The sequence below is a fragment of the Streptomyces sp. MBT53 genome (genome assembly GCF_016654115.1).
Lineage (GTDB): Bacteria > Actinomycetota > Actinomycetes > Streptomycetales > Streptomycetaceae > Streptomyces.
In genome coordinates this window covers 1-19,455 of record NZ_JAEQAZ010000065.1, presented here as the reverse complement: position 1 = coordinate 19,455, position 19,455 = coordinate 1, and the positions used below count along the sequence as shown (strand labels likewise).

Sequence of the window (19,455 nt, the reverse complement as noted above, 5' to 3'; positions counted from 1 at the left end):
AGCGCGTCCAGCCTGCCCAAACGCCTAAAGGACCATGTGGAGTCCGGGCGATCACGGGGGATCACTCAGCTTCCGGCCACCCGTCCAGGGCGGCAGCCAGGCGGTGGCGAAGAGCCGGATCCTTCAACTCCCCAGCCAGGCGGTAAGCGATCGGCCCCACCTGCCAGCCTGCGTGATAATCGAAAGGCGGAGGCGGACCAGCCGCGTTGTGCGCGAGCTTCGCTACCAGCTCCGCGAGCCGGAAGCACAGGTCCTCCGCAGCCGTCAGGGGCTTGTCCTTGTCGAGCCCGCGCTGACGGATCCGATCGAAGACCACCCGACCCTCCGGCCAGTGCGTGCTGTCTACGGCAAGAGCCAACGCAGCTTGGATCTCGGGGGACTTTCCCAGCGTCACTGAAGCAGCCTCGAGCACCCCGCCCGCCCACACGACCGGATCCCGCTGACGCTCAAACAGCGAACGCCCCCACAAGGCAATTCGCTCCGCGCTTCCACTCATTTCGCGATCATGCCAAGACCGTCAGCCATCGACAACCACGTTCCCAGGGCTCCTTCGTGGTCACCGTGTCGTCGCACACGAAGCAGCACAACCCACCCGTCAAGATCACCGGATGAGACTGTTCCCGGTGCGGGGGAGGGGTCGGTGCGGTCGATGAGGACGGTTGGGGAGCCGGTCATGCCGAGGCGTGCGGCGTGCGTCTCGTCGGCGACCTCGACGAGCTCCACGTCGGCGGCTCGCCGGTCGAGTGCCTGCGCGATGCGCTCCCGCGCCAGTGGTGCGTTGGGGCAGTCGGGCACCGTCAGAACCGTGATGCGCCTGGCCGCGTCCTCCCTGGTCACTGCGGATGCAGTCGACGTTAGACCTTTCCAGTGCACTGGAAGGTCAAGGCGTGAAGTGCCGGGCGTTGGCGGACTTGTCGCCGAACTCGATGTTCTCGGCGGCCGAGGTGTCGAAGGACTGCTCCTTCAGGTAGGCGGTGCGCTTCGTGGCCGAGAGCGCGTTCAGGTACTTCGTCGCCGCCGGCTCCAGGTACGTCTTGACGAGGTAGTCGTCGTAGTTGCGGGCCGTGATGGTGCCGAAGCCGTTCTCGCCCTTCAGCTTGAGGGACGCCTGGTACTCCGCGAACTGGCTCTGGAGGGCCTTGGAGACGGTCTGGTCGACGGTTTTGCCGCCCATCTCGGCGTCGCCGAAAGCCCACTCGTAGGCCATGTCGGCGTGGTCGAGGTCGGTGATCGGGCACCAGTCGGCGCTCGCGAAGATCGCGTCGCTGGCGTCGGCCGCGCCGATCTCCTTGAGGTGTGCGTCGTAGAGCGGGCTGTCGCCGGAGGCGCCGAGCAGCGCGGACATGGCCCCGCCGGCACTCGTGCCGGAGGAGACGATCCAGTCCGTGTTGCCCGGGATGCGTCCCTTGTTGTGGCGGATGTAGCGCACCGCGGCCTTCAGGTCGACGATCACGGCCGGCGCCTTGCCGTAGTACTTGCCGTCCTTCTCGTTGTCACGGCCGCGGGCGCCGGGCTGGACGACGACGTAACCGGCCGCGAGGGCGAGGTCGCCGTTGCCAACCATCTGACCGCCGCTCGTCATGCCGCCACCGGGCTGCGTGCCCCCGCTCGGGGCGCCGCCTGCCCCGCCGCTCGGCACAGCGCCGCCGGGAGCCCCCCCGCCGCTCGGCGCGGCCCCACTGGGCATGCCACCGCCGCCACCCGGGGCACCGCTGGGGGCGGCACCGCCGCCGGGAGCCGCCCCGCCCCCGCCCATTCCGCCGCCGCTGCTTCCGGTCACGGACGAGGACATGTAACCGGCGATGGCGTTGTCCAGGAGGATCGGAGCGCCGGAGGCGTCGATCTCCTTGTCCCCGATCTTCACAGGCATCATGACGTTGAGGCTCTGGTACTTCTCGTCCACGGGCTTGGTCACGTACGTGATCGCCTCCCAGAGGCGGTAGGTCATCTTTTTGTCGCCGTCCGCCGTGGAAACGGTCTTGGTCCTGGTCTTGTAGGCGTCCTTGTCGAACGTGAGCGAGACGCTCTTGCTGCTCGAGTCGCCATCGTTCGAACAACCGGAGAGCACACGGAAACCCTCAGGAACGACGCGACAACAAGCGCGCCGCGTTTCTGATCAGGCTCTGATCCAGCTGTGATGCCGCTTTGAGCCACGCCCAGTTTCCTGGTGCGCAGCGGCGGGACCCGACCCACGCCCCCCCTCCAGTCGGAACCCGCGGTCCACGACCCTCAGGGCACAGAAGCGAGAGACGAGTGACCATCACCATCAAGCGCTACGTGACGGCCTGCGCGGCCGTCGTCACCGCCGTCGCGGGCGTGGTCGCCACCGCCCCCGCGGCCAGCGCCAATCCGCCGTCGGGCATCAACATCCGTGGCAAGGAGCCCTTCAACACCGACACCCTGCTGTCCAAGATGTGCGGCGACATGAGCGGCGCCGACAAGTCCTTCGTCTTCAACATCAACACCGGTGAGATCGTGCCCAGCAGCACGGCGTACGGGAAGTCGCCGTACTACCACCTCGCCAGCGGTGACTCCCGGTACCTGAACAGCACGGCGCCGCGCGGCTCCCACTGGGCGCTCACGAACGGCTGGGAGGCCGTGACCGGCAACTGCGAGTTCCCGAAGTCGTCCACCTGGACCTGGTACGACAAGGAGCGCCAGATCTCCAACGACTCGGTGACCAACTGCGGGAGCGGCGGGGCAGGCCTGTCCGTCAACGAGTCCTACGCGACCACCCGCGGTGCCTCCGTATCGGTCGGCGTCAACACGAAGCTCTCCCTCAAGCTCCTGGACAACCTCTCCTCCGAGATCGGCTTCAGTGCCAGCTACTCCTGGTCCTGGTCCAAGACCCACACGCTGGGCCGCACGGTCACCGTCAACCCTGCGCACGGTCGGAAGGGCTACATCGACGCCCGCCCGTTGAAGCGGACCGTCCGGGTCAACCCGGTGTTCCACGTCCAGAACTACAACTGGAGCGACGGCCAGTCGGAGGTCGGCACGGTGGTCCACAGCTGGCGCGGGCGCGGTTACGACCGCATCTGGTCGTACGGCTACTGGGTCGACACCTACGCGGATGTCGTCAACGGCGACGGCACCCCCGCCATGGACTTCGTCATCCGTGACAAGGCCGGCAGCTGCTAGTGGCGGCCCTGCGCGGGTCACCGGGCCGACGGCGCCCGGTGACCCGCGTCCCGCGCCATCAGATAGCCGACGCCGCGTACGGTCCTGATCAGCGACTGGTCGCGGTCGCCCAGCTTGCGCCGCAGGTAGTAGACGTAGGTCTCCACCACGCCGGACTCGCCGTGGAAGTCCGACCGCCAGACCCGGTCGAGGATCTGCGCCTTGGTGACGACCTGGCCGGCGTTGCTCATCAGGAAGGTGAGCAGGTCGAACTCGCGGCACGACAGGGCGACTTCCCTGCCGTCCCGCCACACCTCGCGAGTTCCCGGATCCAGCGTCACGTCCCCGGCGCGCAGCAGCCGGCAGTCGAGGGCGCACCCGCGCCGCAGCAGCACATGGACCCGGGCGACCACCTCCTCCAGCGCGAAGGGCTTGGTGACGTAGTCGTCGGCGCCCATCATCAGCCCGCGCACCTTGGTCTCGGTCCGGTCCTGGGCGGTGAGGAAGAGAAGAGGCGCGTCGATGTCGGCGCCGCGCAGGGCGCGGTAGGTCTCGAAGCCGTCGCCGTCCGGCAGGATCACCTCGAGGATGACGACGTCGGGGCGTACGGCGACGCCGACCGGGAGAGCGTCCTCGCCGCGACCGGCCGCGTACACGTCGAAGCCGAGCTCGCGCAGCCTCGTCAGCAGTGGTCGCGTACCGCTGTCGGCGTCCACGACGAGCACTCGCGGCGGCCTGGAGGAACTGTGCGTCGTCACGTCGTGGAAGATTTCATTCCGTGAAGCGTGGTGCACGTTGCGCGGGCGAACAAGGTGTGACAACTCCATGACAGGACGTGAGGGCGGGTCGAGGCGACGACGTGCGGATCTCTCGGCGGTGGTCACATCGTGGCGCGCAGATGGCTCACGGTGACGAAGTGGTAGCCGCGGGCGCTGAGGGTGCGAAGGATCTCGGGGACCGCCGCGACCGACGTGGGATGAATGTCGTGCATGAGGACGACGTCGTTGCGCTTCACCGTGCCGATGACGTACTGGGCGACCTTCGTGGCGTCGGGGTACTTCCAGTCCTCGGTGTCCAGGGTCCACAGCACCGGGGAGAGGGTGGTGGCCCCGCGCACGGCGCTGTTGACGGCGCCGTAGGGCGGCCGGAAGAGGGTGGGGGCCTTGCCCGTGGCGGCCTTGATCGCGGCGCTGGTGCGGTTCAGCTGGTAGGCCACCTGCTCGGAGCTGAGCTTGGTGAGGTCGGGGTGGTTCCAGGAGTGGTTGCCCACCTCGTTGCCGGCCCGTGCCTCGGCACGCACGAGGTCCGGGTGGGCGACCACGTTCTGGCCGACCGTGAAGAAGGTGGCCCGCGCGTTGTACTGCGCGAGGTAGGTCAGCAGGGTCGCGGTCTCCGGGGCGGCGGGACCGTCGTCGAAGGTCAGGGCGATGCAGCGGACCCGCTTGCAGTCGGTGTCGTCGTCGCCGGATGCCTCATGGGTCGGCGCGGCGGCCGTCGGCGTGCTCGTCGCCCCGAGGTCGAGCGAGCGGGACGGCTGGACGGTCTGGTGCTGTGCGCGCCTGCCGAAGGCGGACAGCCAGGGGTCGACCGTCGCCTTGGAGAGGGTCACGAGGTACGAGCCGGCGGCGGGGGCGCCGACATCGCCCTGGTCGAAGGCCACCCGCAGCCCGCCGTCCGCGGTGAAGGTCATGTCGTCGATGAGGGCCGTGAGGTTCGACCTGTCGGCGAACGCCTCATCCACCGTGTCCGCATCCGTGCCCTCCCGCCTCTTGAGCTGGTTCTTCAGGGCGGTGACGAAGGCGTCCTTGGAACCGTCCGCGACGAGTGCGAGTGGGGTGCGGTACGCTCCGGCCTTCCCGTCGTACCAGTACGTGCCACTGGACAGTCCGCTCCCGGCGGCGGAGCCGTCCCGGGTGGTGAGCCGGACGCCGAGGACATCCCCCGAGGCGACCAGGAACTGGTGGCTGATGTTGAGTTCGCGCTGGTCCTCGCCCTGACACGTGGAGCGGAAGGTCTGCAGGCGCCTCTCCACGTACTTCTTCATCGCGTCGGTCATCGCGCCCGCGCCGGGCACGTCCGGGTAGCTGGTGGCCCACGCGCAGGAGGCGCTCTCGCTGTTGTCGCTGACGAGCTGCAGGCCCTTGATCTTCGAGGGGTCCACCGACCGCACCGAGGAGACCGTGGAGGACGAGCCGGGCCGTGCTCCGGCGGTCGTCGAGCTCGCCGTCCCGGAGGATTCGGACGAGCATGCCGACGTCGCGCAGAGCGAGCCGAGCAGAAGGACTGAGGGGATGACGAGATGTGTGCGCATGAGGACCAGAACCTGGGATCGGGGGCTTATCGGGGTCCGATCCTGCAGGTCAGAGCTATTTTTCAGCGACCGTCGCAGTCACTGTGAACAAAAAAATTCCCGGCGTTCCACGTCCGTCGTCACTTACCGTGCCGCGGGGCACACCTGCCGGTACGACACGTCGGGCACGTACGTCCGCCACTGCGCAGGCGTGGGTCCGCCCCCGGCCCGGGAACACAGGACGCGGACGATGCCGTCCGGAGCGACCGGGTAGCCCTGCACCAGCACGTCCGGGCCACCGGCGTACAGGGTGGCGTCGTCATCGGTGAAGGCGAGGGTGTCGATCTCGTCGCCGGCGGTGGGCAGGTCGGTGCCGAGGAGCTGCTGCCCGGCGGTGTCCCACAGGCGCAGGGTGCCGAACTGGCCGCCCACGGCGAGGGTGGAGCCGTCGGGGGAGAAGGCGAGCGCGCCCACGGCCTCGGCGGCGCTGCGGGGGGCGGTGTCCGAGGTGCCGGTCAGTAGGCCGAGGCGGTGGCGCAGGTCGCCGTCCCACAGCGTCACGTGCCCGGTGGTGTCGCCCACGGCGAGCCGGGTGCCGTCGGGACTGAAGGCCAGCGCGGTGACCTGTCGTCCGTCGGCCAGGGCGTGCCCGTGCACGCGACCGGACGGCAGCTCGGCGTACTGGTCGGCGGAGTCGGCGAGCAGCCGGCCGTCGGGCCGCAGCGCGAGACTGCCCTGGGAAACGGTCTTCAGAAGGGTCGTCCGTCGGTGGCTGCGGGTGTCCCAGACCTCGGCCGCACTGCCGGTTCCGGTGGAGCGGACGGCCAGCAGTGTCCGGCCGCCGGGGCCGAGGGCCAGGGCGTAGACGGCGCGGTCCGCCGCACCGGATGTCTCGAACGACGTACGGACCCGGTGCGCGCGGACGTCCCAAACGCTGAAGCGCTGCCGCAGGGAGCCGTGCGAGGAGACGGTGTCGGCAACGGCGAGAAAGCGGCCGTCCGGGCTGTAGGCCGGCTGCGGGGGGCCGTCGCCGGCGTCGGTGGGGAGGGGGCCGAGCGTGGTGCGGGCGAGGACGGCTCGGGTGCCGGTGGCGCGCAGTTCGAAGCGGTAGCCGGAGCCGGAGCGGGTGGCGGTGGCCAGGACGGTGCCGTCCGGGCTGAGCGCGGTCGAGTCGGCCGCTGTGCGCTGCCAGCGGGCGTCCAGGCGATCGCTCACGTCGTATGTGCGGACCGTGGCGCCGTCGAGATAGCGCAGTGTCCGGCGGCTCGTGTCCGGATCCCACGCCAGATCGCTGACCTCGGCGCCGGCCAACGGCTGGTGGAAGACCTGTCCACCGCCGTTGGCCAGCCGCCACACGGCGATCTCCTCGTCGTCGGCCGTGGCCAGGAACTCCCCGTCCGGGGAAAGGACGGCGTCCGTGAAGCCGGTGGTGCCGGCGCTGGCGAAGTCGGCGACCTCTCGCCCGCCGGAGACGTTCCAGACCGTGGACGTGTTTCCCACGGCGGCGGCCAGGCGCCGGCCGTCCGCGCTGAACCGCAGCAGCCGCGAGCCGCCGTCCGCTCCCGTACCGGTACCGCAGACGCCGCCGCGTGCCTTCTCCCAGGCCCCCGGCAGCTTCCTGCCGTGGACGGTGTCCCACACCTGCGGTGCGCCGCCGGTCGTGCACAGGGCGAGGAGACGGCCGCCCGGACCGACGGCGGAGGTGGTCAGTCCGCGCGACACGTTCGTGCTGAACAGCGCCTTGCCGTCGCCGGTCCTCTGTACGCGTACCGAGCCGGCGCCGTCCGAGGGACCGGTGACGTAGGCGCTGCCGTCGGGTGCCCAGTCGATTGTGTCGCCCAGCTGGGCGACGGCCCTGCCGGAGGGCAGGTTCCACAGTTGGTCGCCGTCCTGACCGCTGACCACGAGGAAGCGACCGTCGGGGCCGCCCTCGGCGACCTCCGTACCGGCGGGCAGATGGTAGGTGGCGGTGACACGGTGGTCGGCCACGTTCCGCACGGTCACCCTGCCGCCCGTGACGGTGACGAAGGAGCGACCCTGACCGGTGAGGAAGCGCCGGACGTTCTCGCCCGTCTGCGGGTCGGTGAAGGCGTCCCGCTCCGGCCTGGCCAGGGCCTCCAGCAGGGCCGAGCGGGACTCGGTCAGCGGGGCGAGCCGCCAGGCCGCGACCGAGAGCCGGGCGGCTGTGCGGGGGTCGGCGGAGCGCAGGCTGTCGGCCACCGTGGCCAGGCGACGGGCGGCCGCCTTGGCCGCCTCCTCCTCGCTCGCCCGGCCGCGCTGCCAGGCCAGCAGGCCCGCGGCCAGTGCGAGCACCAGGAACGCGGACAGGGCCGCGGTGAGCACCCGGGTACGACGCGTGCCCCGTGCCTCGGCCTCCCGCTCGGCGTCGCGTGCGGCCCGCGAGGCGGCGAGGAAGGACCGCTCCAGCTCGGCGAGGTCGTCCTGCGAGGAACCGTCGAACAACTCCTCGGCCTGGATCAGCCGCGTCCCCCGGTACAGCACTCCGGCATCCCGGTCCAGTTGCTCCCAGGCGCGGGCCGACTCGTCGAGCAGCCGCTGCGCGCGCAGCCGTCCCCGGCTCTCCTCGATCCAGCCGGCCAGCCGGGGCCAGCCGGTGATCAGCACCTCGTGGGCCAGTTCGACGGTGTCGCCGTCCAGGGTGATCAGCCGGGCGGCGGAGAGGCGTTCCAGCACGTCCTGCGAGTCGGGCCCCAGCTCGGCCCGGGACGCCGGGCGGCGCGTGTCGGCGGCGCCGTCGCCGGGGGCGATCAGCCGCAGCAGGATGCGGCGGGCGACGCGGGCCTGCTCCGGCGCGAGGTCGCCGTAGACCTGTTCGGCGGTGGCGGCGATCGCCCCGTGCACGCCGCCCGCCTCCTCGTACGCGGCCAGGGTGAGGGTGCGGCCGCGGCGCCGGCGCCAGGTCTCCAGCAGGGCGTGCGAGAGCATCGGCAGGGCGCCGGGCTGGTCGGTGACCTCGTCGATGACGCGGGCGGTCAGTGTGCGCTCGACGTTCAGGCCCTCGGCGGTCGCGGGCCGCGTGATCACGTCCCGCAGTTCCTCCCGGCCCATCGGCCCGATCAGCAGGGTCGCCCGGCCGGCCGCCTCCGCCAGTTGCGGGTGGGTGCCGCAGTGGCCGTAGAAGTCGCCGCGAACGGCTATGGCCACGCGCAGCCGGCTCGTGGGCTCGCGAGCGGACAGCAGCAGATCCAGGAAGCGGCGGCGTTCCGCAGGGTCATGGCAGAGGGTGAACAGCTCCTCGAACTGGTCGACGATCACCCAGGTGTCCAGGCCGCCGTCCTCTCCGTTCCCGCCGTCCTTCGGGACGAGCGCCCGTTCGTGTGTGTGCGCGGGCTGTTCGCCCGGGGTGAGCACCCGGATCACCGCCGGGCGGTCGGCGCCTTGCGCCTGCCGCAGAGCGGGGATCAGCCCGGCCCGCAGCAGCGACGACTTGCCGCTGCCGGAGGGGCCGGACACGACCGCGAACCGGTGCGCGCGCAGCAGGTCCAGCAGCTCTCCGACCTGCTTGTCCCGGCCGAAGAAGAGATCCTTGTCGCCCGGTTCGAAGCGGGCCAGGCCCCGGTACGGTGCCCGTTCCTCGGCCGTGGGTGCCCGGACCTCCGCGTCCGCCTCCCGCCAGCGCCGCTCCCACTCGTCGGGATCGGCGTCCAGTACCTGGACGTACGCCCGCACCAGCGCGAGGGAGGGCAACTGGTCGCCGGCCGCCGCCTGGGACAGGGCTGTCGTCGAGTAGCCCGCCCGCTCGGCCATCTCCCGGTACGGCGGCTTTCCCGCCTTCTCGCGTAGCAGACGCAGGTCGTGCGCGAGCCTCTGCACGGGTCCGGCGTCGGGGTCCAGCGGTTTTTCGCGTCGTCCCACCGGGCCGTACCTTTCGACGTGCAAACACACCGGATGATCGCCGCCAACCTACGTTCGGCCGCCGATTCGAGGCAATTGCGGCCCAATCTGCGGACACGGGGCCGACGCACGACACCGCCGTGTCTCCGACCGGTACGGCCGGAGACACGGCGTGCAGCTGTCCGGATGGCTAGCGCACGGTGCGGTACGCCGTGCGGACGGTCTGGACGGCGGTGTTGCCGTCGGTGTCGGTCAGGGACGCCCGGAAGGAGACCGTGCCGGGCTTCTTCGGATGGGTGAGGGTCAGGTACCGCTTGCCGGCGTGGTCCGTGTGGACGGCGGCCGTCTTCCAGGTACGGCCGCCGTCGTACGACACGCGCACCGTCAGCGACTTGAGGTGGCCCTTGGCCGCGGCCGGGCCCTGGAGCGAGAGCGGCACCGTGATGCGGGCGCCCGCCTTGGCCGTGTCGGTCAGGCTGAGCTTCGGGTGGAAGCGGACGACGGAGAGGGGGAAGGGGACCCCCTTGGTCTCGCCGTTGTCGCGGGAGGTGAAGGTCCACACCGCGTCCACGTGGTCGCTCGTCCGGTAGTCCCCGCTGCGGTCGGTGCTGATGGACAGCCGGTAGCGCGTCGGGCCGGCGGGCAGCCCGCCGTAGGTGCTGAGACAGGTGTCGTCGGTGGTGGAAGTGAAGACCCGGGAGCCGGAGCTGAGCCGGGTGGTGATGGTGGCCTGGGGGAGGTAGGCCAGGTTGCCCGGGCCGTCGGAGAACATCGGCACGCACACGTAGTAGAACCCGCCGAGCCGTTTGGCGCCGGTTCCGGAGGCCGGCGCGAGGGCCGGCCCGTGGACACCGCCGTCGAACGTGGCCCGGTACGTGTGGCCCGGCTCGAAGCGGCGGTCGGTGAGGAAGTTGAAGGTGTCCTCGTTGTGCGAGCCGTTGCCGATCACGGCGCCCAGGTTCCAGCGCAGTCCGTGGTCGGTGCTCAGGTACTGCACGACGGAGGCGGTCGGCGCCGGGCGCCGGGAGCCTTCCAGGGCGACGGAGGCCCGGCCGAGCTGCGGCCAGTCGGGGACCGACCAGTTGACCTGGGGCGTGGTGTCGGCCCCGCTCAGCGTGGTCGCGACGGAGATGTTCACCCGGGCCATCTCCCGGGTGGAGGAGAAGGTGCGGTTCAGGCCGGTGAAGAAGGCGCCGGTACGGGTGGTGACCAGGTCGTACGTCGGTGAGGCGGCGGTGCGCTGCCAGATCCCGCCGAACTGGGCGGCGAAGGAGCCGGCCGCAGTGCCGGAGCCGATCTGGCCGAGGGCGGTGTCTCCCGCGTCGACGGTGTTCCCGCCGACGTAGTCGTAGGCCGGCTTGGCGCCGCGGGCCGCGAAGAGGACCTGCGCGTCGCGCGGGGTGGCCCGGCGGTCGAGAGCGGTGATCTTGACCGGTTTGGCCCTGCGCCCGTCGAGGGCGAGGCTGGTGTCGTGGTCGAGCATCAGGCGGGGCGCCACCAGTAGAGCGGTCTTCCCCCGCGGGTCGGTGGTCTGGACGTCGACCACGTAGTGGCCCTTGGGCAGCCGCAGTGTGACCGTGCCGTCGGGATGGTTCCTGCCGTCGTCGAACGGCGTGTACTGCTTGCCGGTGTCCAGGTTCGCCACGATGACGCCAGGAGCGTCGTCGCGCTTGCCGTCGCGGCGGGTGACGGTCAACTTCAGCTTGTGCGACTCCACCTCGCGGACGACGCCCACGGCGGTGCGCACGCTCTGCCCGCCGCCGGTCGCGGTCACCGCGCCGGAGTAGGCGCCGTCGACGCCGCCGAGCCGCGTGTCGGCGGTGACCGTGGCCTGCGCGGTGGTGCCGGCCGGGACGGTCAGCCGGGCCGGGGAGACCGTGAACATGCCGGCGGGTGCGCTGCCGCCGCCGGGGCCGGTGACCTCGGAGGTCAGGTCCAGGGTGAGGGGCTTCGTGCCCGAGTTGCGGTACGTCAGCGTCCTGGTCGCCGGCCGGTCGTCGTCGTGCGGCCAGGCGGCGGTGCCGAAGCCGACGGAGGACGGCTCGGTGGTGACGGTGGCGTCGGTCGCCTGGGTCAGGTCGACCCGGCCCGCCCCGGCCTCGTACGCGGTGGTGCCGGTCAGAGGCTTTGCCGAGGCGGTCAGCGCGGCCTTGATCCGCTCGCCGGTCCAGTCCGGGTGCTCCTGGGCGAGGATCGCGGCGGCGCCCGCGACGTGCGGGGTGGCCATGGAGGTGCCCGACATCTTCACGTAGCCGGGCGCCACCTCCTCGCCCTCGCTGCCGTGGGCGGCCCGCGCGGCGACGATGTCGACACCGGGCGCGGCGATGTCCGGCTTCAGCGTGCCGTCCGTGGTCGGGCCGCGGCTGGAGAAGTCGGCGACCTTTTCGTGCCGGTCCACCGCGGCGACGGTCAGGGCCGAGGCGGCCGAGCCCGGTGTCCCGACGGTGGTGTCGGAGGGGCCGTCGTTGCCCGCGGCCACCACGAACAGAGCGTGGGAGGAGGCCGACAGGGTGTTCACGGCCTTCTCCAGGGGGTCCACTCCGGGGGTGTCGGTGTCGCCCAGGCTCATGCTGACGACTTTGGCGCCCTGTGCCACGGCCCACTGCATCCCGGCGATGATCGACGAGTCGGATCCGACGCCGGTGTCGTCCATGACCTTGCCGACCAGCAGCTTCGCACCGGGCGCCACACCCTTGTACTTGCCGTGGCTTTCCGCACCGGAGCCGACGATGGTGGAGGCGACGTGGGTTCCGTGGCCCTGCCTGTCGTCGGTCGAGCCGGAGTCGGAGCCGGTGTCTGAGCTGGTGAAGTCCTTGGTCTTGAGGATGCTGCCCTTGAGATCAGGGTGGGTGGCGTCGACGCCGGTGTCCAGGACGGCGACCTTCACGCCCTTGCCGTCGTACCCCTTCTTCCAGGCCGCGGGGGCACCGATCTGCGCGACACCGCCCTCGGGATCGGGCGCGTCGCTGTCCTGGGCGGACACCATGATCCGTCCGTCGAGCCACACCCGGTCGATGCCGGGCGCGGCGGCCACGGCGGTGTGGTCGGCGACGGGGTCGGTCAGCGTCCGCCAAACGTCGCCGACGTCCGGCTTGTCGACGGACAGCGCCACGCCACGGACGGCGGGCAGCATCTGCTCGACGTCGGCGTCGGCGGCTGCCAGGGCACGTCGGGCCCCTGCCTGGATGCCACTGCCACCCCGGTAGGAGACGATCAGCGGCACCTGCTTGCGATGGGCGTCGTCGTAGCCGTCCTTGACGAGCTGCGTGATGTCGAACAGGCGACGGTCCAGTCGCCCGCTGTCCAGCAGCCGCGTCGCGTCCTGCGGGACGACGTAGGTGTGGCCCGCGAACCGCCGTATCGAGAAGCCGATGTGCTCGCGGCCCTTGCCGCGCCGCACGTCTGTCACCCGGCCCGTGGCGTCCATGCTCACCAGGTCACCGGTCACCAGCGTCACGTGGACGCCGGCCCGGGCCGACCCGCTCGCCTCTGAGGCCGCGAGGTTCGCCGACGAGCCCGCTGCCGCCGGGGTGACGGCGATGGCCGTGAGCCCGGCCACCGCCACCACGGCCGGTATCCCGTACACGGCACCCCGTGCCGTCAACTTCTTCCGTGTCCGGCTGTGCTTGTTGCGCAATGTGCTGTCTCGCTTCCCCGTAAATCAAGTGTGTGGATGGTCGCGGATGGGGCCCGTCCGGGCGGGCGCACCGGCGGCTCCAGCCCACACAGGGGGGCGTGTGAGCTGGGGCCGCCCCGAGCCGTCGGTGGTGCAGTACCGTCGGCCGTGAACGAGTCTTGGTCTCCTGGGAATTGGTCAGTAGCCCCTCTCGGGCACTGAAAAATCGGCGGAGACGCCTGTTCGCGCGCGATCTCGGCCATTCGGCCGGTGTGCGCGGCCCGCTGCGTCGCGGAAGGTGGCCTTTCGGCTGACCCGGCTGTGCCGGTGAAGGGATTAGGGTCGCGCCGTGGATCTCCTGAGCAGCGTGCGCGCCATCGGTGCGTCTCCCGCAGCGGCCAGCCGTGGGCGGGGCCTTCTGAGAGCGTTCGGCATCGCCCTTCTGCTGTTGGCTGCAGGCGGGGACGTGCTGTTGGCCGGCGTCGACGGCGGTTTGTGGTGGCCTCAGCTGGCGGTGCTTCCGATCGGCCTGGCGGCGCTCCTGTGGCCCGCCGCCCGGCGGCCGGAGTGGCTCACCACGGTGGTCCGCACCGCCGTGCCCGCGGTCCTCTCCGGCGCTGTGACGGCTGCCGTGTTCCTGTCCGGCGGGGAGGCGCTGTCCGGCCCTGGCGAACTCGCGATCCTGCTGTGCCTGCTCCTGATCGCCGTGCGTGACTACCGCGTGCGGTGGGCGGCGGTGTGCGGTGTTCTGGACGGTGGCGCGATTTCGGCGCTGCCTTACAGACAGGCCCCCGGCGACTCGGGAGTCAACCCGTTCGCGATGCTGGTGCTGGCCGCCGTGGTCGCCGGACTCGGCGGGTACCTGCGCGCGCTGGACCACCGCCGCCGTCTAGCGGTCACCGAGACCCAGCGGACCGAACGCCTCGCCATGGCCGCCGACCTGCACGACTTCGTGGCTCACCACGTCACCGGGATCCTGGTGCAGACGCGGGTGGCCCAGCTCCTCGCCACGACGGACCCCGAGCGCCTGAACGGGATCCTGAAGGACGTCGAACGCTCCGCCACCGAAGCCCTCGCCTCCATGCGTCGCACGGTCGGCCTGATGCGCGAGGCACCGGAGGCCGGTGGCACCGACCGCAACCCGACGGGCGATCTGGCCGCGCTGCCCGAGCTGGTGGGAGGCTTCGCCGGACCCGTCGGCCCCAAGGCCGTGTTGCGCCGTGATCCCTCGGTGCCCGACGGGTTGCCCCATGAGATGCAGGCCGCCGCCTACCGGGTCGTCCAGGAGGCCCTGACCAACGTGCGGCGGCACGCCGCGGACGCCACTGAGGTGCTGGTCGGCCTGGCCTACGACGGCCGCGTGCTGGAGGTCACGGTGCGCGACGACGGCCGTGGCGGCACCTGGCTCCCCCAGGCCGCGCGCGGCGGGGGCTTCGGCCTGGTCGGGCTCACCGAACGGGTCACCGCGCTCGGCGGCAAGCTGCGCACCGGACCCCGCCCCGACCGCCGGGGCTGGGAGGTCACGGCGACGCTGCCGATGGAGAACCTGTCGTCGTGACCCTTGTGGCGCGCTCTGCCACGCCGTAGGGAGCGGGCTCGCGGCCGCCGGCGCCGTGAAAGAGACCGGCGGCCGGTGCCGGTAGCCGGGTGAGACCCGCGGCGTCACGGTGCGGTTCGTTCCTTGCTTGGCCCACCGACTGCGGGATCCGGGCTGCGGTCGTCCCGGGCGGAGAGGGCCACGTCCCGACCGGCGCCGGGGACTGGTGACGTCCTGTCATCCGCCGTTCGGCCGAGGCCCCGCCCGTCCGGGCCGGTTGCTCATGGCCGTTCGACCGAGGCGGCGGCCCCTGCCGCGAGGGGAGGCTGGAAGCTCGTCAGGTGACAGGGGCAGGAGAGAGGTGCGTGACTGTCGGGGTGGTCGTCCTGGGCGACCAGGACGACCAGGACATGATGCGTTCGGGGTTCGCGGCCTTGCTGTCGGCGCAGAACGACATCGACGTCGTGGGGGAGGCGTCCAACGGCCGGCTCGGCATCGAGGTCAGCCGCGGCACGCATCCCGACGTGGTGCTGATGGACGTACGGATGCCGGAGATGGACGGGCTGGAGGCGGCGCGCCAGCTGCTCGACCCGCCGCCCGGTGTGGTGCGCCGCCCCAAGGTGTTCATGCTGACCACCTTCGACATCGACGACTGCGTCTACGAGGCCTGGCACGCCGGGGCCGGTGGATTCCTCCTCAAAGACGCCCCGGTCGCCGAACTCGTGCAGGCGGCCAACTCGCCCGCCACGGGATCTCCTTCCAGCACACCAAGACCTGGAAGGACTCCCCAGATGTGGCCTTCGATGCGAAGCTCGCCCGGATTGAGTATGCGATCAATGAACGACCGGGCCGCACTTTCGCGTTCGACGAGTTCGGGCCCCTGGGAATCCGCCCCGCCGCTGACTCCTGCTGGGCCGAGCAGTCGCAGCCCGACCACCTACCGGCGCACCCAGGGAATCACCTGCTTTCACGGCTGCTGCTCCGTCGGCGGCGACCAGATGTGGGGGATCAACCGGCGCCGCAAAGGCATCGACCACACCTGGGCCGCCTTGAAGACGCTCCGGGCAGCCCGCCCGGACGGCGCCCCGATCTATGTGATCCTCGACAGCCTCTCCACCCACCTGAACCGGAGAATCCGCGGGTGGGCGGGCCGGACAAAGTCGAGCTGTGCTTCACCCCGACCTACGCGTCCTGGGCCGACCTCATCGAGGCGCACTTCGGACCGCTACGGGCAGTTCACCCTGGCCAGCTCGAACCACCCGAACCACACCGTCCGGACACGGGCCCTGCATGCCTACGTGCGCTGGCCCAATCAGAACGCCCGTCACCCCGACATGCTCGCGGCCCGACGATGCGAACGCGCCCGCATCCGCAGCGAATGAGGCATCCGCAGGGGCGGCATACCCCTACCCACCGCGGCCTGACCACTCAACCCGGTGAACCTTCCCGGTCACAGCACAGGCCGCGGGCCGGAACGTGACGGAGCCCGGGAGCATGTCCAGCTCCCGGGCTCCAGCTTGCCACCCATTTGCGCACACCAGCGGCGTTTAAGAACCGCGGGTCATGTTGAGATCGACGTGTTCTGCCTTTGAACTACAGCGCCACGAGAGAGGCGCCGAGGGGACTTGAACCCCCATCCGTCGATGTTCGCCCACGCTCGGTCGATCCGGTGTTCGGCGGCGAATACTGAGACTGGAGCGAGAATCTGAGTTTCACGGGGCCGCCTCTGCCAGGCTTGGGCCACCCCCGCACGTGGTGCGGGGAGAGGGATTCGAACCCCCAACTGACACCCCTTCATCAGCTTCAACATCAGTTTCAGCTTGCGCTCATCGCGCACCCTCCGCTCGCGACGGAGGGCGTGTGTGGAGGCTACCGGAACAGGTAGCCGAACACCGCGTCGCCGACCCGCTGGTCGGTGACCTCGGTGTTGTTCGCCTCCTCGCGGGCGAACTTGACGGACTGCTGGAGCTTCTCAACGCGGTCGAGGAGCTCATTGACCCGCCGGGCGGGCAGCGCGCCGGAGAACTTCACCGTGGTCCAGTAACCGACCGGGACGTCCTCGTAGTACACCTCGACCTGTGCCGGGTGTTTCTCCGTGGCCTCGGCCTTCACGTGGTTGCGCGGAACCTTCTTCGTGCGGATGGTCCGCACCGGGTCCGTCTTCCACGAGTCCGTCGAGGGGTCCAGGTTCCAAGACTCGGAGGCGTCGAGCACTGGCAACTTGCGCACGAAGGTGTGCAGGTCGGTGAGTTGCTTCTCCAGGAACAACAGGTAGGGGACGGGCACCTGGGGCAACAGCACCGTACCGTCGACCACCACGTCCGCGACCGCGGACCGGTTCGCCCAGTCCTTCGTCGCGGTCACGTCGAAGAGCCGCGTCAGCGTCCCGGCGGTCGCCCGCAGAGCATCCTCGGCCTTGATCTGCACCCGCGTGGACTCGGGCGGCAGCTGCTCGCCCTCCTCGTCCTTGGGCTGGTAGGTCCGGGAGATGCCAGCCAGCAGGGCGGGCTTCTGCACGTCCTGGTGAGCCTGGGTGAGCTCCTGCAGGGCCTTGGACTTGACGCCCTTTTCGACTGCGATGATCTGATTCAGCTTCGCCACACAGCGAACCTAACAACCCCGCGCCGCACGCACATCCGATTAAATGCATGCCCCGTCTTTTCCGCCTGAGAGGGCGGGGCGGCGAGTGTGAGCCCGGACCGGGGCGCGAAGGTCACCAACCGTAAGCGGGCCGCCCGGTCGGCTGCCCGTGCGGTGCATCGTAAGGCGGAGGTCCACGGTTCCTACCGCACGTACCTCAATAGTCCGACCAACGCGCCGAGGCGCCGGGCCAGCCGTCGCGACACGGTGAATCTTCCCGGTCACAGCACTAGCCCCACCCAGAACCGCAACACCCACGTGCAGGCGACGACGAGCCGTCCCGGACGGTATCGCCACTGGTAACGGCCTCTGGACAACAGTGCCCGCGTCGACAGCGCGGACCACTGAGTGGTGCTTCTGCTTCCGCTTCCGCTTCTTCTTGGACACCAGCGGAGCGTACCCACACCATTGCGCGGCCTGGCATCCGCGCCGAGCCCAATCTCACCGAAACGCACGTAGGACACTGCGCCGGTGACGTTCCGTCACCTGTTCCTCGACACTCGCCGAGGGGGAGGAGTTGCTGAAGACGGTGGCGCCGCATCTGGACAGGGTGGTGTGGAGGAAGTGAGGACCGAGGGCGGGTGTTACGCATGGTGGCGAGAACCCCGGGATCGGCTCCGGCGTTGTGCCCGGACTGCGGGGCACCGTCGGTACGACGGCACAGCGGATACCGGCGCCGTCTCGCAGATGGCGCGCCCGGACGGACGCCGGGGAGCGGCAGGATCTGACGGTCGGCGTCGGTATTGATCACATCGAGCGCCCGCTTTACCAAATGTTGTGTACAGACACTCGGTGTCAAGTCCTGGGCGGGCGTGCGGAATTACTCGGCAAATCCTGTCCGCGGCAGCCGGGCCGAGCCACGACATCTGAACCTGGCCGTGCCACTGTGCCCCCACGAATCGACACAAAGGCAGATTTTCGATCAGGGGGTGGCACGTTGAGTGCCGACACGTTCAGAGGACTCAGAAGGACAAGCGGACGCATTCTGGCCATCGGCGGCGCCGCGGCGGTGATCGCGGTCAGTCCGCTCGCGAGCACCGCCTACGCCGGCGGACCGAATCCCGGCGGGACTCTGGTGCATCAGGTCGTCGTGGGGCAGTGCTACACGGACCTGTACTACGACCCCAGCACCCGCGACACCGCGATGTGGGGCTGGGCGGGTTCCGGCATGCGCAGCGGCAACACCTGTGCCGGCTGGCTGGAACAGGACACCGCGTCCGGCGGCGGCTTGCAGCGGGTGTCGAACATCTACTCCACCTCGACACCCTCCACTTCCTTCGGCCCCACCGGCTGGCACAACGACGCGGGTATCCACTCCGAGGCGTGCGCCACCTACACGTACCTGGTGGGCAACCCCGCGAACGGGGTGTACGACTCCGAGTCGAACTGCACCTACCCGCCCTACTGACCAACCTGTACTCCGGTGCCCGGGCGGGCGGGGCACTCGCGTACCGTCCCCGCCGCGCCTCGTGCGGGGCGGGGATTTCGTGTCGAACGCCGCCGGTGCTGCGCGGCGCGACGGGCCTACGTTGTCGCGCGGTACCCCGTGCGGTAGGGCGGCGGTCGGGTGGGGCAGCATCTGCTCAGCCGTCGCCTGCCCGTGCGGGGTCGTCATGCGTCCGCCCATCGTGCCGGAGTGGGACGGGGTACAGGTGCCAGCCCAGCTGTGCGCGGTCGCCCGCCACAGCCGGCGGTCGGCCTCGGCGAGGTTGTCGTAGTGGTCGATGAACATCGCCACGACGCCCGCGGTGAAGTACAGCGACGGCCGGTCGTCCGCCGCGCACCCCGGGCAGCCGTCCTTGGCGGTGCACCCCGTCAGGCGCCGGTCGTAGCGCGGCGGCCAGAAGCGGGGATGTGCGCGCTGCGGGGTGTAGGTGCGGCTGACGGCCTCGAGGCGGCGCACGGCCCGCCGGACGGCGGCGCGTTGGGCGTCGGTCGGGCCCGACTTCGTAGACGATGCGGGCGAGGCCGGTGACCGAGGCGGTCAGCGGGGTGCCGCCGATGTTGCTGAGGCCGCCGGGCTCGCTGCGTATGTACGCCGGCACGGCCCGCCGTGCCCGCCCGAGTCCTCGTGACACGCCTCAGTGTCCTACTCCTCCCGGGTCTGGGAAACGAGCGCTTGCGGGTGATCGGGGCGAAGGTGTTGGGCATCTCAGCAACGAGCGCTTACGCCGCGCCTGCGGTGGTCGGCGGGTCCGCGACGACGAAGCCTCCAGGACCCGAGCGGGTTCCTGGAGGCTCATCCCTTGCTCCGCAGGCGCTGCTCAACGAGCGCGGCACTGACGCCGTCATGCGGCAGCGGGTTCCTCCACAGGGGCGAAGGGGCGAAGGGGCGGGGGTGGGCGGCCATTTCCTCCACCGACGGGGGATGGAGATTGCAAACGACCGTACTGGCGG

At 70.6% G+C, this 19,455-nt stretch carries 11 protein-coding genes and 2 pseudogenes; 5 read left to right on the top strand and 8 right to left on the bottom strand.

Annotated features, from left to right (window positions below):
* Positions 1–61: 61 nt before the first annotated feature.
* From JHN45_RS23905 to JHN45_RS23895, 3 genes are read right to left on the bottom strand one after another with little or no spacing between them, the layout of a single operon-like run.
* Positions 62–496 carry a hypothetical protein gene (locus JHN45_RS23905; protein ID WP_201050565.1) on the bottom strand — a complete coding sequence of 145 codons (435 nt, stop codon included), beginning with the start codon at positions 494–496 and terminating at the stop codon, positions 62–64.
* Positions 493–837, bottom strand: coding sequence for a hypothetical protein (locus JHN45_RS23900; protein WP_201050564.1), 345 nt, complete (start codon positions 835–837; stop codon positions 493–495). The genes JHN45_RS23905 and JHN45_RS23900 overlap by 4 nt, the downstream gene beginning before the upstream one ends.
* Before the next feature lie 43 nt (positions 838–880).
* The gene (locus JHN45_RS23895; protein WP_201050563.1) at positions 881–2,068 is read right to left on the bottom strand and encodes a subtype B tannase; all 1,188 of its coding nucleotides are present in this window, start codon (positions 2,066–2,068) and stop codon (positions 881–883) included.
* Positions 2,069–2,253: 185 nt separating this feature from the next.
* Here JHN45_RS23895 and JHN45_RS23890 point away from each other — a divergent pair, with 185 nt between their 5' ends.
* Positions 2,254–3,141, top strand: a complete 888-nt coding sequence (locus tag JHN45_RS23890; protein ID WP_201050562.1) for a hypothetical protein — start codon at positions 2,254–2,256, stop codon at positions 3,139–3,141.
* A gap of 17 nt (positions 3,142–3,158) precedes the next feature.
* On the opposite strand, the gene JHN45_RS23885 is transcribed toward JHN45_RS23890, so the two are convergent.
* The 4 genes from JHN45_RS23885 to JHN45_RS23870 all read right to left on the bottom strand — a co-directional run bounded on the left by JHN45_RS23885 (position 3,159) and on the right by JHN45_RS23870 (position 12,851).
* Positions 3,159–3,878, bottom strand: a complete 720-nt coding sequence (locus JHN45_RS23885; protein WP_307783175.1) for a response regulator transcription factor — start codon at positions 3,876–3,878, stop codon at positions 3,159–3,161.
* 122 nt (positions 3,879–4,000) lie between these two features.
* Positions 4,001–5,431 carry a polysaccharide deacetylase family protein gene (locus JHN45_RS23880; RefSeq protein WP_201050560.1) on the bottom strand — a complete coding sequence of 477 codons (1,431 nt, stop codon included), beginning with the start codon at positions 5,429–5,431 and terminating at the stop codon, positions 4,001–4,003.
* A gap of 123 nt (positions 5,432–5,554) precedes the next feature.
* Positions 5,555–9,286, bottom strand: a complete 3,732-nt coding sequence (locus JHN45_RS23875; protein ID WP_201050559.1) for a hypothetical protein — start codon at positions 9,284–9,286, stop codon at positions 5,555–5,557.
* 169 nt (positions 9,287–9,455) lie between these two features.
* Positions 9,456–12,851 carry a S8 family serine peptidase gene (locus tag JHN45_RS23870; protein ID WP_307783174.1) on the bottom strand — a complete coding sequence of 1,132 codons (3,396 nt, stop codon included), beginning with the start codon at positions 12,849–12,851 and terminating at the stop codon, positions 9,456–9,458.
* 379 nt (positions 12,852–13,230) lie between these two features.
* Between JHN45_RS23870 and JHN45_RS23865 the strand changes: the two genes are divergently transcribed.
* From JHN45_RS23865 to JHN45_RS23855, 3 genes and pseudogenes are all read left to right on the top strand, one after another.
* The gene (locus JHN45_RS23865) at positions 13,231–14,439 is read left to right on the top strand and encodes a sensor histidine kinase (protein WP_307783173.1); all 1,209 of its coding nucleotides are present in this window, start codon (positions 13,231–13,233) and stop codon (positions 14,437–14,439) included.
* 344 nt (positions 14,440–14,783) lie between these two features.
* A pseudogene (locus JHN45_RS23860) lies at positions 14,784–15,150 on the top strand (response regulator transcription factor); the annotation flags it as partial.
* Between the two features lie 4 nt (positions 15,151–15,154).
* A pseudogene (locus JHN45_RS23855) lies at positions 15,155–15,800 on the top strand (transposase); the annotation flags it as partial.
* Between the two features lie 487 nt (positions 15,801–16,287).
* Here the strand turns inward: JHN45_RS23855 and JHN45_RS23850 are convergent.
* Entirely contained in the window at positions 16,288–17,019 is a 732-nt protein-coding gene (locus JHN45_RS23850; protein WP_201050557.1) for a hypothetical protein, read from the bottom strand.
* 976 nt (positions 17,020–17,995) lie between these two features.
* Between JHN45_RS23850 and JHN45_RS23845 the strand changes: the two genes are divergently transcribed.
* The gene (locus JHN45_RS23845) at positions 17,996–18,466 is read left to right on the top strand and encodes a hypothetical protein (RefSeq protein WP_201050556.1); all 471 of its coding nucleotides are present in this window, start codon (positions 17,996–17,998) and stop codon (positions 18,464–18,466) included.
* The last annotated feature ends 989 nt before the right edge of the window (positions 18,467–19,455 follow it).

Bases quoted from the DNA above. Each gene is read 5' to 3' on its own strand.
- JHN45_RS23905 (WP_201050565.1), bottom strand. From the start codon at position 496: ATGAGTGGAAGCGCGGAGCGAATTGCCTTGTGGGGGCGTTCGCTGTTT.
- JHN45_RS23880 (WP_201050560.1), bottom strand. From the start codon at position 5,431: ATGCGCACACATCTCGTCATCCCCTCAGTCCTTCTGCTCGGCTCGCTC.